General features: G+C 65.2%; 19 protein-coding genes. 11 read left to right on the top strand and 8 right to left on the bottom strand.

Annotation, left to right across the window (positions count from 1 at the left end; all coding sequences use genetic code 11):
- Positions 1-206: 206 nt before the first annotated feature.
- From fabI to ACOYJQ_RS10670, 3 genes are all read left to right on the top strand, one after another.
- Positions 207-971 (top strand): enoyl-ACP reductase FabI, encoded by a 765-nt coding sequence (gene fabI, locus ACOYJQ_RS10660; RefSeq protein WP_433458286.1) that lies wholly within the window; start codon positions 207-209, stop codon positions 969-971.
- A gap of 401 nt (positions 972-1,372) precedes the next feature.
- Complete coding sequence (locus ACOYJQ_RS10665) at positions 1,373-2,317, top strand: ribose-phosphate pyrophosphokinase (protein WP_433458288.1); 945 nt, start codon at positions 1,373-1,375, stop codon at positions 2,315-2,317.
- Positions 2,318-2,457: 140 nt separating this feature from the next.
- The gene (locus ACOYJQ_RS10670) at positions 2,458-3,642 is read left to right on the top strand and encodes a calcium:proton antiporter (RefSeq protein ID WP_433458289.1); all 1,185 of its coding nucleotides are present in this window, start codon (positions 2,458-2,460) and stop codon (positions 3,640-3,642) included.
- Positions 3,643-3,708: 66 nt separating this feature from the next.
- On the opposite strand, the gene ACOYJQ_RS10675 is transcribed toward ACOYJQ_RS10670, so the two are convergent.
- A complete protein-coding gene (locus ACOYJQ_RS10675; protein WP_433458291.1) occupies positions 3,709-4,656 on the bottom strand; it encodes a LysR substrate-binding domain-containing protein in 948 nt (315 codons plus the stop codon).
- Between the two features lie 241 nt (positions 4,657-4,897).
- On the opposite strand from ACOYJQ_RS10675, the gene ACOYJQ_RS10680 reads away from it, so the two are divergent.
- From ACOYJQ_RS10680 to ACOYJQ_RS10710, 7 genes are all read left to right on the top strand, one after another.
- Positions 4,898-6,283: an MmgE/PrpD family protein gene (locus ACOYJQ_RS10680; RefSeq protein ID WP_433458292.1), complete on the top strand. Its 1,386-nt coding sequence runs from the start codon at positions 4,898-4,900 to the stop codon at positions 6,281-6,283.
- Between the two features lie 135 nt (positions 6,284-6,418).
- A complete protein-coding gene (locus tag ACOYJQ_RS10685) occupies positions 6,419-7,747 on the top strand; it encodes an LLM class flavin-dependent oxidoreductase (RefSeq protein WP_433458293.1) in 1,329 nt (442 codons plus the stop codon).
- A gap of 69 nt (positions 7,748-7,816) precedes the next feature.
- Positions 7,817-9,346, top strand: coding sequence for an ABC transporter substrate-binding protein (locus tag ACOYJQ_RS10690; RefSeq protein ID WP_433458294.1), 1,530 nt, complete (start codon positions 7,817-7,819; stop codon positions 9,344-9,346).
- Positions 9,343-10,269: an ABC transporter permease gene (locus tag ACOYJQ_RS10695; protein WP_433458296.1), complete on the top strand. Its 927-nt coding sequence runs from the start codon at positions 9,343-9,345 to the stop codon at positions 10,267-10,269. The genes ACOYJQ_RS10690 and ACOYJQ_RS10695 overlap by 4 nt, the downstream gene beginning before the upstream one ends.
- Before the next feature lie 14 nt (positions 10,270-10,283).
- The gene (locus ACOYJQ_RS10700) at positions 10,284-11,180 is read left to right on the top strand and encodes an ABC transporter permease (RefSeq protein ID WP_433458298.1); all 897 of its coding nucleotides are present in this window, start codon (positions 10,284-10,286) and stop codon (positions 11,178-11,180) included.
- Positions 11,177-12,892 (top strand): dipeptide ABC transporter ATP-binding protein, encoded by a 1,716-nt coding sequence (locus ACOYJQ_RS10705; protein WP_433458299.1) that lies wholly within the window; start codon positions 11,177-11,179, stop codon positions 12,890-12,892. The genes ACOYJQ_RS10700 and ACOYJQ_RS10705 overlap by 4 nt, the downstream gene beginning before the upstream one ends.
- 58 nt (positions 12,893-12,950) lie before the next feature.
- On the top strand, positions 12,951-14,261 hold the full coding sequence (locus tag ACOYJQ_RS10710; protein ID WP_433458300.1) for an LLM class flavin-dependent oxidoreductase: 1,311 nt from the start codon (positions 12,951-12,953) through the stop codon (positions 14,259-14,261).
- Between the two features lie 32 nt (positions 14,262-14,293).
- Here the strand turns inward: ACOYJQ_RS10710 and ACOYJQ_RS10715 are convergent, their stop codons facing one another.
- The 7 genes from ACOYJQ_RS10715 to ACOYJQ_RS10745 form a co-directional block, all read right to left on the bottom strand.
- Positions 14,294-15,619, bottom strand: coding sequence for an LLM class flavin-dependent oxidoreductase (locus tag ACOYJQ_RS10715; protein ID WP_433458302.1), 1,326 nt, complete (start codon positions 15,617-15,619; stop codon positions 14,294-14,296).
- 21 nt (positions 15,620-15,640) lie between these two features.
- Positions 15,641-17,401, bottom strand: coding sequence for a dipeptide ABC transporter ATP-binding protein (locus ACOYJQ_RS10720; RefSeq protein WP_433458303.1), 1,761 nt, complete (start codon positions 17,399-17,401; stop codon positions 15,641-15,643).
- Positions 17,398-18,285: an ABC transporter permease gene (locus tag ACOYJQ_RS10725; RefSeq protein WP_433458305.1), complete on the bottom strand. Its 888-nt coding sequence runs from the start codon at positions 18,283-18,285 to the stop codon at positions 17,398-17,400. The genes ACOYJQ_RS10720 and ACOYJQ_RS10725 overlap by 4 nt, the downstream gene beginning before the upstream one ends.
- A 45-nt stretch (positions 18,286-18,330) precedes the next feature.
- A complete protein-coding gene (locus ACOYJQ_RS10730; RefSeq protein ID WP_433458306.1) occupies positions 18,331-19,248 on the bottom strand; it encodes an ABC transporter permease in 918 nt (305 codons plus the stop codon).
- On the bottom strand, positions 19,245-20,669 hold the full coding sequence (locus tag ACOYJQ_RS10735) for an ABC transporter substrate-binding protein (protein ID WP_433458307.1): 1,425 nt from the start codon (positions 20,667-20,669) through the stop codon (positions 19,245-19,247). Before ACOYJQ_RS10735 ends, ACOYJQ_RS10730 begins: the two co-directional genes overlap by 4 nt.
- Positions 20,670-21,117: 448 nt before the next feature.
- Positions 21,118-22,383, bottom strand: a complete 1,266-nt coding sequence (locus ACOYJQ_RS10740) for an MFS transporter (RefSeq protein WP_433458309.1) — start codon at positions 22,381-22,383, stop codon at positions 21,118-21,120.
- Entirely contained in the window at positions 22,380-22,811 is a 432-nt protein-coding gene (locus tag ACOYJQ_RS10745; RefSeq protein ID WP_433458310.1) for a hypothetical protein, read from the bottom strand. Before ACOYJQ_RS10745 ends, ACOYJQ_RS10740 begins: the two co-directional genes overlap by 4 nt.
- Positions 22,812-22,965: 154 nt before the next feature.
- On the opposite strand from ACOYJQ_RS10745, the gene ACOYJQ_RS10750 reads away from it, so the two are divergent.
- A complete protein-coding gene (locus tag ACOYJQ_RS10750) occupies positions 22,966-24,303 on the top strand; it encodes an MmgE/PrpD family protein (RefSeq protein WP_433458311.1) in 1,338 nt (445 codons plus the stop codon).

Raw genomic sequence — 24,303 nt, forward strand, 5'->3', positions numbered from 1 at the left:
CGGAATATGGCGCGCCTCGCGCCGGGATGGAAGACGGCGGCGGGAATTTTTGCGTTGCATTCTTTCCGGTTTCGGCGGGCGGAGGCACGCCGTTCGGTTCTCACGCCTTTTTTCCCGGCGTGACTTTACCGGGAAATGTCATTTTTCTTGATGCTGCATATGCAATATTCCCGGCACTTGATCTCGACCAATTGGGGGCCGTTGATATGATTGATCTGTCCAACAAGCGTGCGCTCGTCGTCGGTGTGGCCAACGAGCATTCCATCGCGTGGGGTGTCGCGAAGGCGTTGCATCAGGCGGGCGCCGAGGTGGCGATGACCTACCTCAACGAGAAGGCCAAGCCGTATGTGCAGCCGCTGGCGGAATCGATCAACGCGCCGATCTTCCTGCCGCTCGATGTCCGCAATGAAAGCGAGGAAGAAGCGCTCTTCCGGCACATCGCGGAAAAGTGGGGCACGCTCGATATCGTGATCCATTCCATCGCCTTCGCTCCCGCGAAGGATCTGCATGGCCGCGTCATCGACACGTCGCTCGAAGGCGTGGAACTGTCGATCGACATTTCGGTTCACTCCTTCGTCCGCCTGCTGCGCCAGGCCGAGCCGCTGATGAAGAACGGCGGCTCCGCGCAGACCATGAGCTTCTACGGCGCGGAAAAGGTCGTGGAGCATTACAACATGATGGGGCCGATCAAGGCCGCGCTCGAGGCCACCAGCCGCGAGCTGGCTTCCGAGCTGGGGCCGAAGGGCATCACCGTCAACACGCTCTCGCCCGGTCCGATGCTCACGCGCGCCGCGTCCGGCATCGGCGACTTCGACGATCTGCTCAAGCAGGCCATCGAGCGCTCGCCCATGCGCCGCCTCGCCACCATCGAGGACGTGGGCGCCGTCGCCGCGTTCCTCGCTTCGGATCTCGCGCGCAACATCACCGGCGAAACGATCTATATCGACGCCGGCTACCACATCATGGGCTGAGAAAGCCCGAGGATGCCGCGCCGATCCGTTGGTCGGCGCGGCATCCCCGGTTGCACAAGCGCGCCGATGCCGCGGCGGGAAGTCCACCGCCCGAAGCCGTCGGCTGCGTGTATTCATATACATATGATATCGATTTGGTTGCATTTCACTGCCGCCCCGCCGTCCGGGCGGGCGCGCCGTCTTGCCGGGCGCGCTTTTTTCGGAGCCGCCGCGGCTCTATTGCTCCGCGAGCGGGCATATTGTCGTCAAGCCTATTGTTCGCGTGGAGCGTGGCTGATATGAGCGCGTGAAACCTTGCGTGATGCGCTGTGGGTGTTCCATAACGTCGCGCGATGGCGCCGCCTGCGCGGGCGCGCCGGTGTATGGCGGGCGCATTGCACCCTATGTAAGGAAATGGCCGGATGAAACCCTCGATCAAGCTCGTCGCGGGCAACTCGAATCGCCCTCTGGCTGAGGCGATCGCCAAGTATCTCGAAGTGCCGCTGGCGACATGCCTCGTGCGCCGCTTCGCGGACATGGAGATCTTCGTCGAGATTCAGGAGAACGTGCGCGGCGAGGATGCGTTCATCATCCAGTCGACCTCCTTCCCCGCCAACGACCACCTGATGGAATTGCTCATCATGACCGATGCGCTGCGCCGCTCTTCCGCGCGGCGCATCACGGCCGTGATTCCCTATTTCGGCTACGCCCGGCAGGACAGGCGTTCCGCGGGGCGCACGCCCATCTCGGCCAAGCTCGTGGCGAATCTCATCACCCGCGCGGGCGCCGACAGGGTGCTGACCGTCGATCTGCATGCCGGGCAGATCCAGGGCTTTTTCGACATCCCCACCGACAATCTGTTCGCCGCGCCGGTGATGGTGCGCGACATTCTCGAACGGCTCGACCTGTCGAACACGATGGTGGTGTCGCCGGACGTCGGCGGCGTGGTGCGCGCCCGCGCGCTCGCCAAGCGCATCGACGCCCCGCTCGCCATTGTCGACAAACGCCGCGAGCGCCCCGGCGAATCGGAGGTGATGAACATCATCGGCCATGTCGAGGGCAAGAGCTGCATCCTCGTGGACGACATCATCGACTCCGGCGGCACGCTGTGCAATGCGGCGGATGCGCTGCTGGCCAAGGGCGCCAAGGAAGTCTACGCCTATTGCACCCACGGCGTGCTCTCGGGCGGCGCGGTGGCGCGCATCGCCTCTTCCCGCCTCAAGGAACTGGTCATCACCGATTCGATTCTGGCGACGGAGGCGGTGAAGGTCGCGCACAACATCCGCACCATCACCATCTCGACCTTGCTCGGCGAGGCCATCGGCCGCACGGCGAGCGAATCGAGCGTGTCCAGCCTGTTCGATTGAGGTTGCCGGATCGCCCGCCGATCTGGACTTGCCCCTCACGCCTTGATAAAAGGCGGGAATTCCCTCGCCTGGGCGTGGGCTCGGCCGGGACGACCCGGCCGCGATGACGCCGGAAGGGGACGGCCCCGACAGGGGAAACAATGTCCTCGGGTCTCCTTCAAGCCGCCGCTTCCGCGATATCGCCGGGAACCCTGCTGCGGCTTTCCGCCGCGTGGCTTATCGTCGCTCTCTTCCAATGGAGCGGTCATTCCTGGTTGTCACCGTCGATGACGCCGGTCGTGGCGATCGTCTGTTTCGCCGCGTTGTTCGCAACCATTCTCATGGCCTCCTTCGGTGTCGTCGCGCAAGCCGATGTACTGGCCCATCGGCTCGGCGAACCATACGGCACCCTCATCCTCACCCTGTCGATCGTATCGATCGAAGTCATCCTGATCGCCGCCGTCATGTCGGGGCCGGGGGAAACGCCCACGATCGGGCGCGACTCGATCTTCGCCGTGATGATGATCATCCTCAATCTCGTGACCGGCGTCTGCCTCGTGGTCGGCGCGGCGCGATACGGCGAGCAGGAGTACAACGCGCAAGGGGCTCTCGCTTTCATCTCCATGACGGTCGTCCTGGCGGGCGTCGCCCTTCTGTTGCCCAACACCCTCGGCACCGGCGACGGCACCTTCCTGCCGTCGCAGGCGGTCGCCCTTTCGGCGCTGACCTTTATTCTCTACGGCGCTTTCCTGTTCTTGCAGATGCGGCGGTATCGCTATCATTTCATTCAGCCGGAGCCGGGCCAGCTCTCGATCCGGCCCCAAACCGCGGCTTCCGATATCGCGGCTTCCGGGGGTGGCTCGCCGCCGGCGGCGGAAAGCGGAGCGGGGACCGGCGGGAGCATCGCCCGTGCCGTCGTTCTGGTGGCGCTCATGCTGCCGATCGTGCTGCTGGCCCACCACCTCGCCATCGTGATCGATTACGGCGTGGCGGAGGCCGGGGCGCCGGTGGCGCTCGGCGGCGTGCTCATCGCGATCATCGTGTTCACGCCCGAATCCATTACGGCCGTGAAGGCCGCCTTCAACAACGAAACGCAACGAGCGATCAATCTTTGTCTCGGCGCTTTCGTGTCGACGGTGGGGCTGACCGTGCCTGCCGTGCTGACGGTCGGTCTGGTGACGGGTAAAACCGTCGTGTTCGGGATTTCCGCCAGCGAGACGGTTCTTTTCGTCCTGACGCTGGCGCTGACCACCCTGACCTTTCTGGGGCAAAGAACGTCCGTGTTGCAGGGGCTGCTGCATCTGACCCTTTTCGGCGTGTTTGCGCTGCTGCTTTTCACCCGCTGACGCCTCGGTGTTTCTCGCCTGCGCCATCGTTGATGATCGGAAGGGCGATTTCGGCCGATTCCGAAATCACCCGGCGGACCGGTATCCGCCCGAAACCGGCGAGGGCGAAGACAATGTCCTGTCGAGGCTTTCGGAAGACGCGCCCAGAAAGCAATTGACGAATTCCTCGACCAGAGGCCGGTGGCGGCGCGCCTGTGTCCGGTAGATCGAAAACTCCACCATGATCGACGGCTCGAACGGCCGGATGTGAACGTTGTCGGCCCAACTCGCCGCGACGAGCGGGTGCATGAGCGATACGCCCAGGCCCGCCTCCACCAACTGACAGAGCGAGGACATCAGCGAGACCTCGATGGTGCTCGAAACGGAGATGCCCGCCGCGTCGAACACATCCCGCACGCGGCCGGGCAGCCGGCTGTCGTCGGTGAGGCAGATGAGATTCTCGCCGGCCAGAAGCGCCGGCGTGATCACGCGGTGCCCGGCGAGCGAGTGACCGCGCGGCAACGCGCACACCACCGGCGCGCGCATCAGGCTGAGCCGCTCCAGACCCTTTATCTCCGTGGCGTGGCTTGCGATCAGCAGATCGAGCTTGCCGTTCTCGATCCAGTCGCTGAGGAAATACGATTCCCTGATTCGCAGCGATAGCCTGGTTTTCGGCCTTGCCGACAGATACCGGCGCACCGCCTCCTGCAACACGCGCCCCGACAACGCGGGCAGAACGCCGATCCGCAGCACGTCAAGCTCCTCGCGCCGGATCTCGCTGACGGCGCGATGCAACTGGTCGAGCCCCACGAAGATGCGGTCGATCTCCGAATAAAGCCGCCTGCCGCGATCCGTCAGCACCAGCCGTCCCTTCTCCCGCTCGAAGAGGACAAGCTCTATGTCGCGCTCGAGGTTGGCGATGAGCTTGCTGAGGGAAGGTTGCGAAATGGACAGCGCTTCCGCCGCCGCGCTGACGGTTCCATGCTCGACGACAGCCTTGAAAGCCTCGATCTGGCGTAAACTGACAGGGCGCATCCATAGCCTTTTTTGGCATCACGAAGAAGATAACGAATTTGACTGAATAGCATAATTATATAATTTTCATAGACTAACTTTAACGACCAATCCATTTCAGGTGCCGCATGGCTTGTTTCCCGTTCCCCGACCGCGCCGCCGGAAGATGCCCGGTAACGGAAAGATGTCGCTTTCGTCATGCCGGCTTCCGGCGTGGCGTCGTCGTCGCCCGGCCGGCATCTGTCATGCGGGGGGCTTCGTCGTGACTTCGGCAGCCAACCGTGAAACCGGACGAGGCCGGACATTGGCCGGCTACGTCGCCGGCGCGCGCGGCCGGGCGCTTCCCGGCGTCGTGGTTCACGAGGCCCGCCGTGCGCTGGTGGATCATCTCGCCGTTACCGTCTCGGGGGCTTTCGACGCCGCCGTGTTGCCGGTGAGGCGGATCGCGCGGCGCTGGCCGGCCGCCGGCAAGGCGCGCATCGTTCTCGGCGGCACGACGACGCCGGCCGTGGCCGCGTTGATCAACGGCACGGCGGCCCACGCCGCGGATTTCGACGACGTTCACCATCTCGGCGCCGGGCACCCCGGCGGCCCGTGCTGGTCCACGGCGCTGGCGCTCGCCGGACACGGCTCGCTGGACGAGGAAACGACGCTCGCCGCTTTCGTCGCCGGTTTCGAGGTGATGGCTCGTCTCGGCGGCGGAGGCGTGCCGGGTGTCGGCCGCTCCCTGCAACGCAAGGGCTTTCATCCGACTTCGGTCGTCGGGCGGATGGGCGCGGCCTCCGTCGCGGCCGTGCTCTACGATCTCGAAGCGGCGCAGGTCCTCAACGCGCTGGCGAACGCCGCCACGACGGCCGGCGGGCTCGTCGGATCGTTCGGCACCCACGGCAAGCCGTTTCATGCCGGCAAGGCCGCCATGGACGGCATTCTCGCCGCCGATCTCGCGGCGGAAGGCTTCCTGGGGGCCGATCATATTTTCGAGCGCGAGAACGGCTGGCTGGACGCCTTCATCCAGGATCGCGACGTCGAGGTGCCGCCGCTGGATTTCGACGAACAATGGGAGTTGCTGCGCAACGGTTACAAGCTGTTCGCGAGCTGCCGCGCCACTCACGCCGCTTCCCAGACGGCGATCGGCCTTCTCGGCAGGATCGGGGGCCGGCCGATCGAGCGCGTCATCGCCCGCGTCCATCCCGGCGCGCTGGTGACGGCAGGCAAGACGGCGCCCCGGACGGCGCTCGAAGCCAAGTTCAGCGTTTCGTTCTGCGTCGCCATGGCGCTCGGCGGTTACAAGTTGGCGGCCAACGATTTCGACGACCGGATTCTTGCCGACGAACGCGTGACCTCCCTGCTGCCGCTCGTCGAGGTTGTGCCTGTCGCGGGGCAGATACCGTCCTCCGCTTTCGTGACCGTCGTCTTCAGCGACGGCAGCCGGATCGAGGGGCATACCGAGGTCGTTCTGGGACACCCCGAAAACCCGGTGGGCGATGCCGGGCTGGAGGAAAAGTTTCTCGGTCTGGTCGAGCCGGTTCTCGGCGAGCGCAAGGCCGGCGTGTTGCTGGAGGCCGCCTGGAATTTCGGGCGGCCGGGCACGCTCGCCGCCATCGGCGAAACACTCGCCGGACAGGATGACGGCGCGCGTGCGGCATGAATGCGATTTCGGGAAACGGACGCCGTTTCCCGAAAAAGATGACGTGAGAACAATCGTCGGGAACAGCGATGATGTCAGGTATCGCGCCGTTCCGGCGATCGCATCCCTCCTGATACGTGAAGTTCAGAGAACGCAATGACACAGAACAACCGGCAAATTCATCTGGGAGTTTCGCTGCTCGGCGCTGGCGGGCTTGGCGCGTGGCGGCTGCCGGACAGCCGCTCGGGGGAAGTGACTTCCCTCGATCTTTACAGCGATATCGCCCGCAAGGCGGAGCAGGGCAGGCTGGACGCGGTGTTCCGCGCCGACGGCCCGTGGATCGATGTCAGGCGGGTGCGCAGCGCGCCCTCGGCTTCGTTCGATCCGATCCCGCTGCTGTCGGCCATCGCCGCCCGCACGGAACGCATCGGCGTGATCGGCACGATCTCCACCACATTCACCGATCCCTACAACGTCGCGCGCCAGCTTGCCACGCTGGATCACCTCAGCAACGGGCGGGTGGGCTGGAACCTCGTGACATCCTCGCAGGGTGAGGCGAATTTCGGTCTCGACAAGCTGCCGGATCAGCTTGCCCGATACGCGCGCGCGGAAGAATATCTGTCGGTCGTCCGCGCGCTGTGGGATAGCTGGGACGACGCCGCCGTCATCAACGACCGCGCGCGCGGGGTTTACGCGGACCCGGACAAGATCCGCCCCATCGATCACAAGGGCGAGCACTTCTCCGTCCGCGGCCCGCTCAACATCCAGCGGCCGCCGCAGGGGCATCCGGTGCTGGTGCAGGCGGGATCGTCGGAGGAAGGGCGAACCTTCGCATCGAAATATGCGGAACTGATCTTCACGGCCGCGCAGACGCTGGAAGAGGCGCAGGCGTTCTACAAGGATATCAAGCAGCGTGCGCAGGGGCATGGCCGCGATCCCGACAAGATCAAGGTATTGCCGGGAATTTATCCCTACATCCGGGATACGGAGGAAAACGCCCGCCGTTTCCATGAGGAAATCCGGGATCTCATCGATATCGAAACCGGCATTTCCAATCTGGAAAAGACGCTCGGAGGCATCGACCTTTCCGGGCTCGATGTCGACGAGCGCATTCCGCCCGAGCGCCTGCCCGACATCGACAGCCTGACGCGGCGCAAGAGCCGTCCCGCCCTGTTCAAGAGCCTCGCGCTCGACAAGGGCTACACGATCCGCCAGTTGATCCACGTCCAGCTCAGCTCGAACGGGCATTGGTCCATCGTCGGCACGCCCGAGCAACTCGCCGACGGCTTGGAAACGTGGTTCCGGGAGCGTGGAGCGGACGGATTCAACCTGGTGCTGCCCGTCTACATTCCCGGCACCATCGACATCATCGTCGAGGAAGTCGTTCCGATCTTGCAGAAGCGCGGGCTGTTCCGCCGGGAATATGCCGGCAGGACGCTGCGCGAAAATCTGGGGCTGGACCGTCCGGCTTCTCCCGCCGCCTGAAACCGCGCCGGCCGGCGCGACGGGGCGCATGCCGCATCCATCTGTTCTGAAGACACAACGGACAATACAATGGCCCGCAAACCCTTTCATCCGGTCAAAAGCCTGTCGCTCGGCATCACGCTGCTCTGCGCGGTCGGGGCGCACGCCGTCCATGCGGCATCGCCCGAAAAGACGCTCGTCTATGGCGTGGGCAGCGATATCCTGTCGCTCGATCCGGCAAACCACGCCAGCAACGCGACGGCGGCGGTGCTGATCAATATTTTCGATCAGCTCATCGCGACGGATTTCACCTCCGGCACGCTGGAATTCAGGCCGAGCCTCGCGGAAAAATGGCAGCAGACCTCGCCGACGACGTGGGTGTTCGATCTGCGGCAGGATGTCAAATGGCACAACGGCGATCCCTTTACCGCCGAAGATGTCAAGTTCACAGTCGAACGCACGCAGGGAGACAAGAAGCTGCGCAGCTCCTCCAAGTTCGCCAGCATCAAGTCGGTCAAGGTTCTCTCGCCATACCGGATCGAGGTCGAGACCAACGGCCCGGATGCGCTGTTGTTGCACCGGTTCGTCGGCAACGGCCCCAACATCATCCCGAAGAAAGCCTTCGAGGCGGCGGGTTCGGCCGAGAAATTCTTCGCCAATCCCGTCGGCACCGGGCCGTACAAGCTTGTCGCCTGGGACAAGGCTGACCGGGTGACGGTCGAGGCCAACGGAAACTGGTGGGGCGGCAAGCCGAAATGGGAGAGCGTCGTCTTCCGGGCGCTGCCGGAGGTGTCGACGCGCGTGTCCGAACTGCTGACCGGGGGCATCGATATCGCCACCGCCGTTCCGCCCGAAGATTTCGACCGCATCAACGCCAATCCGTCCACCGGGACGGCGAACTCGAACATCGCGCGCAACTGCATGCTGGCGGTGCGCACCTCCCCGGAATGGAAGACGGGCGACGTGCGGGTGCGCGAGGCCATCGACATCGCCATCGATCGCGATGTTCTGGTCAAGGACGTTCTTTCCGGTCTCGCCCTGCCGACGCGCGGTTTCTTCCCGCCCGAAATTCCGGGCTCCAACCACGAACTCGACCGCGACTATCGCTATGACCCGGAACGCGCGCGCAAGCTGCTTGCGGAAGCCGGCTTTCCCGATGGCTTCGAAATCGAGCTGGCAACATCGAGCGGCCGATTCCTGAAGGACAAGGAAGTGGCGGAAGTCGTTGCGGGCTACCTTGAGGATATCGGCCTGCGCGTCAAATTGCAGGTGCTCGACTGGACCGTCTACAAGGACAGGCAGCTCGCGGACAAGTTCGGCGAACTCTATTTCCGCTGCATGGGCAGCTATACGGATGCGTCGTCCTTCTTCAACCGGAACTGGGACGAGCATCACAAGTGGAATAGCGCCGGGTTCAAGGCCGCCGCGGACAAGGGCCGCGTGGAAACGGATGACGAAAAGCGCGACGCGCTGGCGCGCGAGGTGCAGGCGATCGTCGCGGACGAGCGTTCGCAGATCGGGCTGTACTTCCCCAAGGCGAGCTACGGCTACAACAAGCGCCTCGATTTCAATCCGCGTTTTGACGAGCAGTTCGTCGTCGAGGAGATATCGCTCAAATGATACGCCGACATCTGGTGTCGTCGCTGTTGCAGATGCTGCCGGTGCTGTACATCGTCTCCCTGATCGTCTTCATTCTCGTCTATCTCACGGGCGATCCGGTGGCGCTCATGCTGCCGGAGGACGAATACGGCGAGGAGGCGCGCAGGCAGCTGATCGAGGCCCTCGGTCTCGATCAACCCTGGTATGTCCAGTACTACATCTACATGAGGAATATCCTCACCGGCGATTTCGGCATCTCGTACCGATACGGCAGTTCGGCGCTGCCGGTCGTGCTGGAACGTATTCCGGCGACGCTGGAGCTGACGTTGGGCGCGCTGGCCGTGTCCATCGTCATTTCGGTTCCCCTCGGCATCCTCTCCGCGCGGTACAGGAATTCCTTCGTGGATATCGGCGCGACGGCGCTTTCCGTCGCCGGCAAGGCCATGCCGAATTTCTGGATCGGCATCATGCTCATTCTCGTCTTCAGCGTGATGCTGCGCTGGGTTCCGGTTTCCGGCAGGGGCGGGATGGAGCATCTCGTGCTGCCCGCGCTGACGCTCGGCACGGGGCTCGCCGCGGAGATGACCAAGATGATCCGCGCCAGCCTGATCGAGGTGATGAGCCAGGACTACATCAGGACCGCGCGGGCGAAGGGGCTGTCCGAGTTCGCGGTGGTGTGGCGTCACGGCCTGCGCAACTCGCTCATCCCCGTCACGACCATCACGTCGCTGAACGTCGTCGGCCTGCTGGGCGGGGCGCTGGTGACGGAAACGGTGTTCGCCTGGCCCGGCATCGGGCAGCTCATCGTGCAGGCGGTCTACACCAAGGACATGGCGGTGGTTCAGGTGTCGGTCTTCATCATCGGCGTCATGGCCATGCTGCTCAGTATCGCGACGGATCTCATCTATCACGCGCTTGATCCGCGCATCCGCTACAGCCGATAAAGGAGGCCCGGACCATGAGCGCGCTGGAACTCACCAACGCCGGTGAAAAGAGATCGCGGAGCGGTCTCCGCCAGCTTCTGCGGTCGCTGTCGCGCAGCCGCACGGGCCTGATCGGCGCCATTCTGGTATCCCTGTTCGTCGCGACGGCGACATTCGGCGCGTGGATCGCGCCGCACAGTCCGACGCAGCGCAACCTGTCGCAAAAGTTCACCCCGCCCGCCTGGGTGGAAGGCGGCACCACGAAATTCCTTCTCGGCACCGACCAGCAGGGGCGCGACATCGTGAGCCGCATCGTCAGCGGCTCGCGGGCATCGCTGATCGTGGGCGTGACCGCCGTGGCGCTTTCGGCTTTCATCGGTCTGATCCTGGGGCTGATCGCAGGCTATGTCGGCGGCATCGTCGACACGGCGATCATGCGCGTCGTCGACGCGATGCTGGCCATCCCGACCATGCTGTTCATGCTCGTCATCGTCCTCGTCTCCGGCTCGGGGCTCGTTCCGCTCATCATCGTGATCGCGGTGACGAACTGGGTGGCCTACACGAAGCTGGTGCGCGGCGAGGTGCTCTCCATCCGGGAGCGGGATTACATCAAGGCCGCCCGCATCGCCGGCGCCGGGGTGCCGCGCCTGTTGTTCCGCCATATCACGCCCAATCTCCTCTCCGCCTTCGTGGTGGTGGCGACGCTCAACGTGGGGTCGGTAATCCTGTCCGAGGCGTCGCTCAGCTTCCTCGGGCTGGGAATCCAGTCGCCCGACGTCTCCTGGGGCCAGATGTTGAGCGACGGCAGGCAGTACATCGCCACGAGCTGGTGGGTGGCGACCTTTCCCGGTATCGCGCTCTCGCTGACGGTGCTCGGCATCATGTATCTGGGCGACTGGCTGCGCGATTATCTTGATCCGAGGCTGACGTGAGCACGTATTCGCATCACATCCTTCCCTTTCCGGAGCCGTCGCCGGCTCCGTCTGCGCCCCGCGCCGTCCTCGAGATCGAAGATCTCACGATCGCTTTTCCGGGGGCGCCGGAGCCTGTCGTCCGCAATGCGTCGCTGTCCGTGGCCGAGCGGCAGATCGTCGCGATCGTCGGCGAGTCGGGAAGCGGCAAGACATTGACATCTCTTTCCGCCGTGGGCCTGCTTCCGCCGTCCGCGCGGATCGGCGGCCGCGTCAGGGTCGGGGGCGTCGATGTCATCGGGGCGGAGGAGCAGGTCCTGCGGAAACTGCGCGGCGGCACCGTCGGCATGATCTTTCAGGAGCCGATGACCTCCCTCAATCCGGTCATGAAAATCGGCCGGCAGATCGCCGAAGTCGTTGAGCTGCACGGCGGCCTCGATCGTCAGCAGGTCAGGCCGCGCGTGATCGAGCTTCTCGATGCCGTCGGCATAACGAGACCGTCGCTGGTCGCTAACCAGTATCCGCATGAATTGTCCGGCGGCATGAAGCAGCGCATCATGATCGGCATGGCGCTCGCCGGGCGGCCCAGGCTGCTGATCGCGGACGAGCCGACGACGGCGCTCGACGCCACCATCCAGGTGCAGGTGCTGGAACTCATTCTGAAGGTGGCGCGAGACCTCGATGCGAGCGTGTTGCTCGTCACCCACGATTTCGGCCTTGTCGCGGAAGTGGCCGACGATGTCGTCGTCATGAACCGGGGCGAAGTGGTGGAGCGCGCCGGCGTGTTCGACATTTTTCGCCGGCCCCGGCATTCCTACACGCGCCATTTGCTGGATTCGCTGCCCCGCATCGACAACGGGCCCGAGCCCGTCGCGGCGGTTCCGTCCGGCGAAACGGCGGCTCCGCCGCTGCTGAAGGTGGAAGGACTGTCGAAAACATACCGGAGCAAGGCGAACTGGCTCGCGCCGGCGGAATCCACGGTGGCGCTGGCCGATATCGATCTGCGCCTGGAGGAAGGGCGGACGCTGGGCATCGTCGGCGAGTCGGGCAGCGGCAAATCCACGCTCGGGCATCTGATCGCAGGTCTTGTCGCGCCCGATGCCGGCAGCATCGTATACGAGGGAGCGCCCGTCCGGCCTTCGGCGGTGGCGCAGCGCTCGGCGTTCCGCGCCAACGTGCAGTTCATGTTTCAGGATCCGTACAGCTCCCTCAATCCGAGGATGACCGTTCGCGACATCGTGACGGAGCCGCTGATCGTCCAGCACCTGATCGCACCGCGCGAGACCGCGGACCGGGCCGCGGATCTGTTGCAGCAGGTCGGGCTTCCCACCCATTTCGGCGATCGCCTGCCGCATGAACTGTCCGGCGGACAGCGCCAGCGCGTGGGGCTTGCCCGCGCGATATCGACCCATCCGAAGCTCGTCATCTGCGACGAGCCGGTGTCGGCCCTCGACGTTTCGGTCCAGACGCAGATTCTGAAGCTTCTGAAGAAGCTTCAGGAAGATCAGGGCATCGCCTACATCTTTATCGCGCATGGACTGGAGGGCGTACACTTCATGAGCAACGATATCGCCGTCATGCGGCATGGAAAAATAGTCGAATATGGCCCGCGATATCAGGTGTTCAACGATCCGCAACATCCCTACACCCGCCGGCTGCTGTCCGCCATGATGGTCCCGGACCCGGAAAGGAGCCGCTTTCGCGGCGCTGCGGATGGCAGGCGGGCCATTTAAGGCGTCTCGGGAAACGCATGAATACTTTGACGATCATGATACAGTGAAAGACAATGGCATGAGCAGCGCACCAAAACTGCATCTGGGTTTGTTCAACCAGCCGCTGGGCAGGCATGTCGCAGGCTGGCGACAGCCGGAATTCAAGGGCAGCAGCACGGATATCCGCTGGGTGGCGGAACTGGCGAGCCTTGCCGAGCGGGGCAAGTTCGATTTCTACTTCCTGGCGGATTCGCTGGTCGGTCCGGCTCCGGGATCGACCAAGCGCGCGGGCAATCTCGAACCGTTGACGGTGCTGTCGGCGCTGTCGGTCACGACGAGCCGCATCGGTCTGGCCGGAACGGCGACGACGACCTTTTCGGAGCCGTATAATCTCGCCCGTCAGTTCGCTTCCCTCGACCACATCAGCGGCGGCCGGGCGGCATGGAATGTCGTGACGTCGACCTGGAACGCCGCCGCGGGCAACTTCGGCGCCGACAAGCTGCCGGACCACGCGGCGCGCTACGAGCGGGCGCGGGAATTCGTCAAGGTCGTCAAGGGCCTGTGGGATAGCTGGGATGACGGCGCCGTCATCGCCGACAAGGAGAGCGGCCATTACATCGATCCGGCGCGCATCCGCCAGCTGGGGCACGACGGCGCGCACTTTTCCGTTGCGGGAGCGCTCAACGTGCCGCGCCCGCCGCAGGGGCACCCGATCATCATTCAGGCCGGCGCATCCGACGACGGCCGCGATCTCGCCGCCGAAACGGCTGACGTGATCTTCTCGGCGCAGGACAATATCGAGGATTCGCGCAAGTTCACCGCCGATCTGCGTCAGCGCGCCAGTGCGAAGGGGCGTTCCGTGCCGCCGTTCGTCATGCCGGGGGTGCTGCCCATCGTGGCCCGGACGCGCGCGGAGGCGGAGGATATCTACGCCGGGCTGGAAGAGAAGACCGACATTACGGAAGGCCTCGATCAATTGTCGCAGCGCTGGGGGTTCGATCTTTCGGCCTATCCGCTGGATGAGCCGCCTCCCGCGCCGGTGTTTTCCGGCAATCTGTTCAGCGACGGCTACAGCCGCCGCGTCCTGCTGGAAGAACGCGCCAGGCGGGAAGGGTTGACCCTGCGCCAGCTCGCCCGCGTCGCGATCGCCTCGCGCGGCCACCGGCTGTTCGTGGGTTCGGCGAAGGAGCTTGCCGACGATTTCGAAGCCTGGTTCACGACCGGGGCGGCGGACGGGTTCAACATCATTCCGCCCTACCTGCCCGGCTCCCTTCACGCATTTGTCGATCTCGTCGTGCCCGAGTTGCAGCGGCGCGGCCTCTTCCGCCAGGATTACACCGGCACGACGCTGCGTGAGCATCTCGGGCTGGAGCGGCCGGCGCGCCGGTGACGCATCGGCGCCGGCGCCCGTATTCCCCCTGTTCACGCGAAGCGCGGCGCCGGCCGCGTGAGGCCGAGGAGGCCGCGCAGCGTTTCGGCTTCATAAGCGGTGCGGAAGAGGCCGCGCCGTTGCAACTCGGGCACGACGAGATCCACGAAATCGTCCAGACCGTCCGGCATGGTGGCGGGAATGATGTTGAAGCCGTCGGCGGCGCCGGACCGGAACCAGTGTTCCAGATCGTCGGCCACTTCCTGCGCCGAGCCGACGATGATCCGGTGGCCGTGCGAGGCGATGGCCAGCGCCGCGAGGTCCCGCAGCCTGTAGCCCTCGGCGCGGGCTTTCTTCAGCAGCAATTGCACGCGGCTTTGCCCGTGCACGGAAGGGCCGGGTTCGGGAATCGGCCCGTCGAGGTCGTAGCCCGAGAGATCGTAGCCCCAGCGGCCGGACAGTTGCCGGATGCCGGCCGCGACGTCGGTCCTTTCCTGAAGGGCGGCGAACTTCCCCGCCGCCGCCTCGTGCGTCTCGCCGACGATGGGCATGACACCGGGAAAGACCAGCGGGCCGGGCGAGCCCGGCGCATGCGTCGCCGCGGCGGCGCGCAGCGCTTCGCGGTAGACGAGCGCATCCTCGATCGTATCCTGCGCCGTGAAGGCGACATCGGCATGGGTTGCGGCCAGATCGATGCCGTCAGCCGACGAGCCGGCCTGAAAGATCACGGGATGGCCCTGCGGGGGGCGCGAGACGTTCAACGGCCCGCGGACGGTGAAGAAGCGCCCCTTGTGGTTGAGTTCCCTGACCCTGTTCCGCTCCACGAAAACGCCGCGCTGCTTGTCGAGGGAAAGCGCGCCGTCGTCCCAGCTATCCCACAGTCCTTTCGTCACGCTGAGGAACTCGGCGGAGCGCGCGTAGCGCTCGGCGTGGTCGAGCAGCTTGTCGGCGCCGAAATTCTGCGCGGCGCGGTCGGACTGGGAGGTGACGACATTCCAGCCGCTGCGCCCGCCGCTGATGTGATCGAGCGAGGCCAGCATGCGGGCCACGTTGAAGGGCTCGGAAAAAGTCGTCGAGACGGTGGCGACGAGCCCGACATGCGTCGTGCTGGCCGCGACAGCGCCGAGCAGCGTCAGCGGCTCCAGCCCGCCGGCCTTGCCCTGCTCCTGCGGATTGGGGCCGACGAGCCCGTCGGCCAGAAAGAAGACGTCGAACAGCCCTTCCTCGACCTTGCGCGCCACCCGGATCGCCCAGGCCGGATCTTCGGGATGGCCTTCCGCTTCCGCGCGCCGCCATGCGAAGGGATGCCTTCCGACAGGTTGATGGAAGTATCCCAGATGGATCTGCGGCGACGAAGACGGGGATGGTGACGAAGACATCAGGGGCGTTCCTTGTACTTTTCAGATAAGCAGCGAAGCATGGTCGGGGCCGGGACCCGTTCTCCCGTTTCGCGCCGCCGGTCCCTGACCGGCCGCCGGCTCCGTCTGCGCGCCGCGGTGGCGGAACCGGCCGGAGCGCGGGTCGGAATCCAGCATCGACGCCAGCAACTGGCGGGTATAGGGATGGCGGGGATTGCCGAAAACCGCGTCCCGCTCGCCATATTCCACGATGCTGCCGCGCTGCATGACCGCGACATGGTGGCTGATGGAATAGATCGTATCGAGCCCGTGGGCGATGAACAGATAGGTGACGCCGAACAGAGGTTGCAGGCTTCTGAACAGCGCCAGAATTTCCGCCTGTATCGATACGTCGAGCGCCGATACCGGCTCGTCGCACACGAGCAGCCGGGGCTTCACGCCGAGCGCGCGCGCGATGCCGACGCGCTGGCGCTGGCCGCCGGAAAGCTCGTGCGGATATCGCCGGATCATGCGGGCGGGCAGTCCCACGGCCTCGATCAGTTCGGCGGCCGCGTCCTCGGCCGATTGCCGCGTCAGCAGCCCGAAGGCGCGCATGGGCTCGGTGACGATTTCGGCGATGCGCATGCGCGGATTGAGCGACGAGAAGGGGTCCTGGAACACCATCTGGATATCCCGCCCGGCGCGCATCGCCGCGCGCCCTTCCGGCGATGCGATATCCCGTCCCTCGAAGAGGATGCGGCCGCTATCCGGCTTCGTGAGTCCGGTGATGACGCGGGCGAGCGAGGATTTGCCGCTGCCCGATTCCCCGACGAGCCCCAGCGTCTTGCCCGGCCAGACGGGCACTGACACGTCGTTCAGCGCCGCGACCGTCGCCCCGTGCGGGGAAGCCCCGCCGCGCGGGGCGTAGCGCTTCGTCACCCGCTGCACTTCGAGCAGCGGCGCGGCGCCGGGCGCGGGCGGCGGTTCGGCCGCCCGCGGCGTGCCGTGCCGCACCACGGCGGGAATCCGGGGAGCGAGCGAGACGAGCTTGCGCGTATAGGCGTCGTCGGGAGCGTCGAAAATCCGGGTGATCGGCGCGCCTTCGACCACGCCGCCATCCTTCATCACCACGACCCGGTCCGCGATCTGCGCGACGACGGACAGGTCGTGCGTGATGAACAGCACCCCGACATGGGACCGCGCGGCGGTCTCCACGATCAGTTCGAGCACCTGGTTCCGGATGGCATTGTCGAGGGCGGTCGTCGGCTCGTCGGCGATCAGCAGCTTCGGTTCGCCGGCCATCGCGATCGCGAGCATGACGCGCTGGCGCATGCCGCCCGAGAGCTGGTGCGGATAGGCGTTCACCACCTGCTCCGGGGAAGCGATGCCCATGGTGGCGAGCAGCCCGATGCTGCGGGCCAGCCGTTCCGCACGCGGCAGGCGCTGCTTGTAGTACAACACCTCGCCGATCTGGTCGCCGATGGTCAGCACCGGATTGAGCGACGACAGCGGCTCCTGAAACACGATGCCGACGTCGGAGCCGCGCAGGTCGCGCCATTGCGCGTGCGTCAGGCGGGTGAGATCCTTTCCCCTCACGGTCGCGGCGTCGGCGCTGAAAACGGCGTTGCGCGGCAGGAGGCCGAGCGTGCTCAGGGCCGTGAGCGTCTTGCCGCTGCCGGATTCGCCGACCAGCGCCACGATCTCGTTGGGAAAGACGTCGAGGTCGACGCCCCTCACGAGTCGCAGGTCGCCGCCGTTCTTCGGCAACGTGACGGACGCGTTGCGATAATGCAGGATCGGGGTGTCGGAAGAAAGCGCGCTCATGTCAGCCTCGGGTCCAGATAGTCGCGCAGCCAGTCGCCGATGAGGATGATGGAGAACACCGTCAGCGTGAGCGCGATGCCGGGAAAGGTCGCCACCCACCAGCTCGTCGCGAGCGACTGGCGGCCCTCGCTGAGCATCTGCCCCCAGGAAATTTCCGGCGGCTGGATGCCGAAGCCGAGAAAGCTCAGCGAGGATTCGGCCAGGATGACGGAACCGATGTTGAGCGTGGCGACGACCACGAAGGACGAGACGACGTTCGGCAGAATGTGCCTGAACACGATGCCGGCCGGGCTGACGCCGCCGATGCGCGCGGCGCTGACGAATTCCAGCTCCTTCACATGGAGCACCTCCGCCCGCACGAGGCGCGCATAGACCACCCAGTTGGTGACGGCGATCACGACGACGAGCGGCAACATGCCGCTGCCCGCCACCAGCGCCACCACGAGCATGAACAGCATGGTCGGAATGGCGAGCATGGCGTCGATCACGCGCATCAGCAAGAGGTCGAACAGCCCGCCTCGAAAGCCGGCGATGAGGCCGAGCACGAGGCCGATGGCTCCCGACAGGACGACGGCCGCGAGGCCGACGAAAAGCGATGTCCGTGCGCCGTGGACGATGCGCGAGAGGATGTCGCGCCCCTGTCCATCGGTGCCGAGCCAGTGGCCCGCGATGCCGCCGTCGCTCCAGACGGGCGGAATGAACTTCAGTTCGAGATCGCGCTTGCGCGGGTTTGGCAGCGGCAGCACATCCGCCAGCAACGCCGCGATGACGATGGCCAGCAAAATGGCGACGCCCGCCGCTCCCGCCCTGCTCGACAGCAGGGAGCGCAGGAGGGCCGCAACCCGTAGATGTTTCTCTTGCGGCAGGGTGGCGATGTTTTCCATGGCTGATGGCCCGTTCGACGCATGATCAGGGGGATGGAACGCGCTCTAGATCCGAATCCGCGGGTCGAGGACGCGGTAAAGCAGATCGGTGGTGAAGTTGATGGCCAGCGTCAGCAGGGTGATCACGAAGACGGCGATCTGGATGACGGCCATGTCCTTGGTGTAGATCGCGTTGACGATCAGTTGTCCGAGCCCCGGCCAGGAGAACACCGTTTCCGTCACCAGAGCGCCGCCGAGCAGCGCGATGGTGTGCAGGGAGGTCATGGTCAGCGCGGGGATCAGCGCGTTGCGGAATACGTGCCTGAGCACGATCACATGGTCGGGGATGCCCTTGGCGAGAGCGGTGCGCACGTAATCGCGGCCCAGAACCTCCAGCATGCCGGAGCGTATCAGCTTCGTCATGTCCGCCGCGAAACCCGTTCCCAGCGTCACCGCCGGCAGGATGAGATGGGCGAAACTGCCGCTGCCGGACACCGGCAATACGCGCAGCCAGACGCCGAAGACGAGGATCAGCATGATGCCGACCCAGAAGTTCGGCATCGCCTTGCCGAGCACGGCCGCGCCGGAAACCACGAAATCCGAGGTCGAATTATGGCGCAGCGCCGCCAGAATCCCGGTCGGCACGGCGATGGCGATCGCCACCGCCATCGCCCCCGCCGTCAGGATCAGCGTGGCGGGAATGCGCTCCAGCACCACCGGCAGCGCCGCGCTGCCGTAGCGATACGAGACGCCGAAGTCGCCGCTGAGGATGTTCCCCATATAGGTGACGTACTGGATGTAGAAGGGCTGATCGAGGCCCCACGCCGCAACGAGCGCCAGCCGGTCTTCCTCGGTCGCATCCTCGGGTATCAGCAGGGCGGACGGATCGCCGGTCAGATACACGAGGATGAAGACGATGAGCGAAACGATGTAGAGCACCGGGATGGCCTGCGCCAGCGCGCGCAGGGCGTGGCGAAGGATCATGGGCGGGTCACTTCTTCCGCGAAGATCATTTCATCGAAGCGGCCTTCGAACCTGACGCGATCGTTCACGCCGTAGATCGCCTGCGGGTAGAGGATGCCGATCCGCACACCCTGCGCGGCGACGATTTCCTGCGCCCGGCGCACCAGCGCGAGGCGTTCCTCCTCGCTGCCGGGGTTGCGGATCTTCGCGCGGATGTCGTTGAACTCCGCGTCGACCCATTCGTAGTGGCGCTTGAACTGGTCGTTGAACAGGGACGAACCGTCGGTGTAGGAACCCATGCCCCACAGATAGAGCTCTCCGAAGCCGTCGGAGGCCAGCCGGCTGTTGTAGATCGTCCAGTCGAGCACCTCGAACTGCACCCGGATTCCGACATCCTCGAGATAGCCGACGATCGCTTCGGAGATTTCGCGATCCTTCACATAGCGGCCGCTCGGCGTGCTGAACTTGACGGTGATTTCCTTGCCGTCTCCGGCTTCCTGCACCAGCGCGCGGGCGCGCTCGGGATCGAACCGCAGGTCCCGGCTGAGCGCGGGGTTGGAGCCCGGAATCTTCGGCGGGAAGAAGCCGCGCGTGGGAGAGCCGAATGCGCTCACCACCTTGCGCGCGATCGCGTCACGGTCGATCGCCAGGTCGATGGCCTCGCGCACGCGCGGATCGCGGGTGGCCCATTTCTCGCCGGTGCGGACATGGAGCGCGAGATTGCGGGCGATGTCGAACGAAATCACTTTCGTGCCGGCGTTCGCCTTGATGCGCTCGATGTCTTCCGGGGGAATGTTGACGGCGATATCGACGCCCCCGGTGATGAACTCCGACACGCGTGTCGTCGTTTCGGGAATCGAGCGAATGACCACCGTATCCCACTTCGGTTTGCCGCCCCACCAGTCGTCGTTCTTCTCCAGAATGACGCGGTCGGCCTTGCGCCATTCCTTGAACCTGTAGGGGCCGGTGCCGATCGGTTGCCTGAAGAAAGCGTCCTTGCCGCCGGCGGCCTCGAAGGCGTGTTTCGGCAGGATGCCGGCGCCGTTGCCCACGAAACGATGCAGCAGCAGCGGGTCCGGGCCGTCGGTCTCGATTTCGAGCGTATGGTCGTCGATCACCCTGACGCTCTTGACCGTGCTGAATTTCGAGGCGCTTTTCAGCTTCTTGTCGCCCTGGGTCCGCTCGACGGTGAACTTCACGTCATGGGCGGTGAAGCTGGTGCCGTCGTGCCATTTGATATCGTTGCGAAGCCTGAACACCCAGCGGATCTGATCGTCGGTGGACCAGGAAGTCGCCAGATTGGGCTTGAAGACCAGCGTGTCGCCCGAAAAATCTTTCGCCACCAGATAGTCGTAAATATTGACGAGCGTCGATTCGGTGCTGTTGTTGCCGTGATCGGCAGGGTCGAGAGAGAGGATGTCGTTGCCCTGCGCAATGGACAATACGTTGTCCGAGGCCGTGCTCGCATATGTTGCGCTTCCCGGGGAGGCATAGGCGGCGAGGGAGGCCGCAAAACCAAAAGACAATACCTTGATAAAAGTGCGGCGATCAGAATGCATTGCGTACTCCCGACAAATCTCTTTTCCTGGGATTGCGGATTCGATTTCGGGATCTTTGCGGCGCGCTGCCGGTCTCAGGGGCATCCGGGCATGAAAGTCCGGGAGCGCGTCACCCGCTGAAATCCCGTCGAAACAGGGCGAACTCCGAAAAGATCTTGCGTTATCAAAAAGACGATCTGACTCGGCAAAGCCGGCCAACCCTGCGCGCTTGCCCGATGGCTCCGGCGGAGCATTCTATCGGTCAATTCGATAGAATATATATACTATGTTTTGCGGCAAGCAAACCCCTTTTTTGCCGCGCGAATGCGCGGCGGTTCGCGGCGCGGCGGATTCAGGATTGTCGGTCTGCGGCGATCGAGCGGGGATCGGACAGATGGCGCAGCGCGGGAAAAGCCCATGCGCAGCCGGCGGCGATAGCGACGGTGCATAGCCCGCCGATCGCGGCGGCGGGCGCCGCGCCCAGCCATCCCGCGACGGCGCCGGCGCGGAAGTCGCCGACTTCGTTCGAGGCGCTGATGAAGACCTGCGCGGCTGCGTTGACCCTTCCGCGCATGGCGTCCGGCGTGCCGAGCTGGAGCACCGTCTGGCGCATGACCACGCTGACCATGTCCGCGACGCCGCCGACCGCCAGGGCGATCAGGGATAGCAGGAAGATCTCCGAAAGGGCGAAGACCGTTGCCGAGATGCCGAACAGCGCGCTGAAACCCAGCATGACGGCGCCCGCGCCGCGCCGGGGCATGGCGCGGGCGAGGAAGAACGCGGCGGCGGTCGCTCCCACGGCGGGGGCGGCCCGCAACGCGCCGAGGCCGGCGGGTCCCACGTCGAGGATGTCGCGTGCGAAGACCGGCAGCAGCGCGACGACGCTGCCGAACAGCACGGCGAACAGATCGAGCAGCACCATGCCGAGGAGGACCGGCGTGCTCCAGATATAGCGGATGCCCGCCAGCATATGCCCCGGCGTCCTGTCGCGCCGTTCCGCGCGCGCGGCGCCGGCCGCCGCGGGAATCATCAGGACGGCGAGCCCGATGGCGATGAAGGTGATGACGGCGATGCCGGCGTAGCCGACCGTCAGGCCCGCGAGGAGCAGAAGGCCCGCGAGCGCGGGGCCGAAGATGGTCGCGACCTGACCCGCTCCGGTCGACAGGCTGACGGCGGCGGGAAAGCGGCGCGCCGGCACGACCTGCCCCAGCAGCGCCCACAGCGCCGGCTTGGATACGGCGATCGCCGTGCCGAACAGGCCGGCGGCGATATAAATGTGGGCGATGTCGGGCGTGTCGGCGAGCGACAGCAGCAGCAGGCCGGCCGAGGCGAGAAAGGCCGTGAAAGAGCCGGCCGCGACCACGCCGGCGCGGTTGAACCTGTCCGCCAGATCGCCGGCCGCGAGGCCCACCGCGAGCACTGGCGCGAACATCGCCAGGCCGACATATCCCAGGTGCAGCGGATCGTTCGTGAGGCCGTAGACATGCCAGCCGAGGACGACGACCAGCATGCGGTTCACGAGGTGGAAGATGAACCGCGAAGCCAGATAGACACGGTAGCCGGGCGTGCGCCATACGTCGCGCGGCCCGTCGCCGGCCGCCGCGGTCTCGCTCGTCATTTTTCTTGCAGCCTTTCGTTTCTCGTCGCCGGCGTGCCCCGGAAAGCCGCGCGGTCGCGATCGCACGGGAATGCCGGAGGTTGGACATGCAACGGGGGTGGGTGAAAGCCGGATGCCGGGCCGCGCATGGTTGCCTCGTGCATGGCGCCGGCAGCCTCAAGGTTCGACGTATGGTTTGAGCCGAGGTCAAAAGTCAAGTTTTCGCGGCCGGTTTTTTCTTTTATCCCGTTTTCCCATGCAAGCGCCGGCTTTCCATACATGCGATCCTTCATGCATCGGTGCGTTTGGCGGTCTTTTTTCTGGAGAGAAAAGCCGGTTCCATAGTTTTTATTGAGAGCGTCATGCCGATAATGCATGAAGTAATCGAAATCCCGCTGAAAGTGCCGTTTCAAATCTTCGGATATGCCCTTGACGGATATCCGGCTCATTTTATAAAGTGTTTCTATCGAAATTATAATTTGTGTGCGGCCGGTGTTTTGCCGATCCGGCCGCGCACGCTCTCGCGCACCCCGAAAAGCCCGGACTCGGGAGGCGAATGCTGTTTCCCGGAGCGTTGCAAGCTTCCGTTCCCGAGGATGATCAATGACCGTATCCCAGTCTATCGCGCGCAATCTTCTGGCGTTCGCCGGGCGCGACTATCCTGAAGAGAGCTATCATATTGCGCGGGCCGCGATCATCGACACGATCGGCGTTATTCTGGCGGGCAGCGCGCATGAGGGGGCGCGCATCCATCGGCGGACCGTCTTGCCGCTGGCCGGCGCCGGCCGCAGCCGCGTGTTGGGGACGGATCGCCGCGTCGACGCCCCCAACGCGGCCTTTCTCAACGGCGCGGCCGCGCACATGCTCGATTTCGACGATTCCAGCCCGCTCGTGCGCGGACATCCCACGGCAAGCATCCTGCCGACGATTCTCGCTCTGGCGGACGAGCATGACCGCGACGGCCGCGTCATCCTGCAAACGTTCATCGCGGCCTTCGAAACCTCCGCGCGCGTCGGGGAAGCGGTCGGCGCCTATCAATATACCCACGGCTGGCACCCCACGGTGACGATCGGCATCTTCGGCGCCGTCGCGGCGGCGGCGCTGCTGCTCGGCCTGACGGAAGCGCAGACCGCCGCCGCACTGGGCATCGCGACATCGTTCGCTTCCGGCGTCAAGTCGAACTTCGGCAGCATGACGAAGCCGCTGATCGTGGGCCATGCCAACCGCAATGCGATCACGGCGGCCCTGCTGGCGAAGAACGGCTTTTCGTCCGGCCCGGCCGCCTTCGAGCATCATCACGGCTATTTCAACGTCTTCAACAACGGCCCCGGCAATTATGACGCGACGCCGGTGAGCGAGGATTGGTCCGGTCCGCCGAAGATCCTCGATTCGGAGCGCGGCATCCTGCAAAAGCGCTATCCGTGCTGCCATGCCATCGCCGCCCCGCTGGACGGCGTGCTGGCGCTGCGCGAGGCCGGCGGGCTGAGGCCGGAGGATATCGTCCGCATCGAGATCGACGTCCATCCGATCCGCTTCCCCCACATCAACGTTCCGCAGCCCGAAACGCCGCTTGCGGCGAAGTTCAGCCCGCACTACAGCGCCGCGCGCGCCATCGTGGCCGGCAAGGTCGTGCTCGACGATTATGAGGACGAGACGGTTTTTCAGGACCCCGCCACCCGCGCCGTCATGGCGCGCGTGCAACTCGGCCGGCATGAGCGCGACGACGCGCAAGGCGCCGTCGTGCGCATCGAAACCGCCGACGGCCGCCATCTCCGGCACGAGGTGGAGAAGCTGCCCCGGCTGCGCAACGACGGCCCGCGGCCGGAGCCTGCCGTCGAAGTCAAGTTTCTGGACACCGCCGCGCGGGCTATCGGCCGCGATCGCGCGGCGAGCCTCTACGGCGCATTGGTGGCTGACCGCTACCTGTTCGAGGGAGCGTGA

Origin of the sequence: Pseudochelatococcus sp. (assembly GCF_050946405.1) — a bacterium.
Taxonomy (GTDB): domain Bacteria; phylum Pseudomonadota; class Alphaproteobacteria; order Rhizobiales; family Beijerinckiaceae; genus Pseudochelatococcus.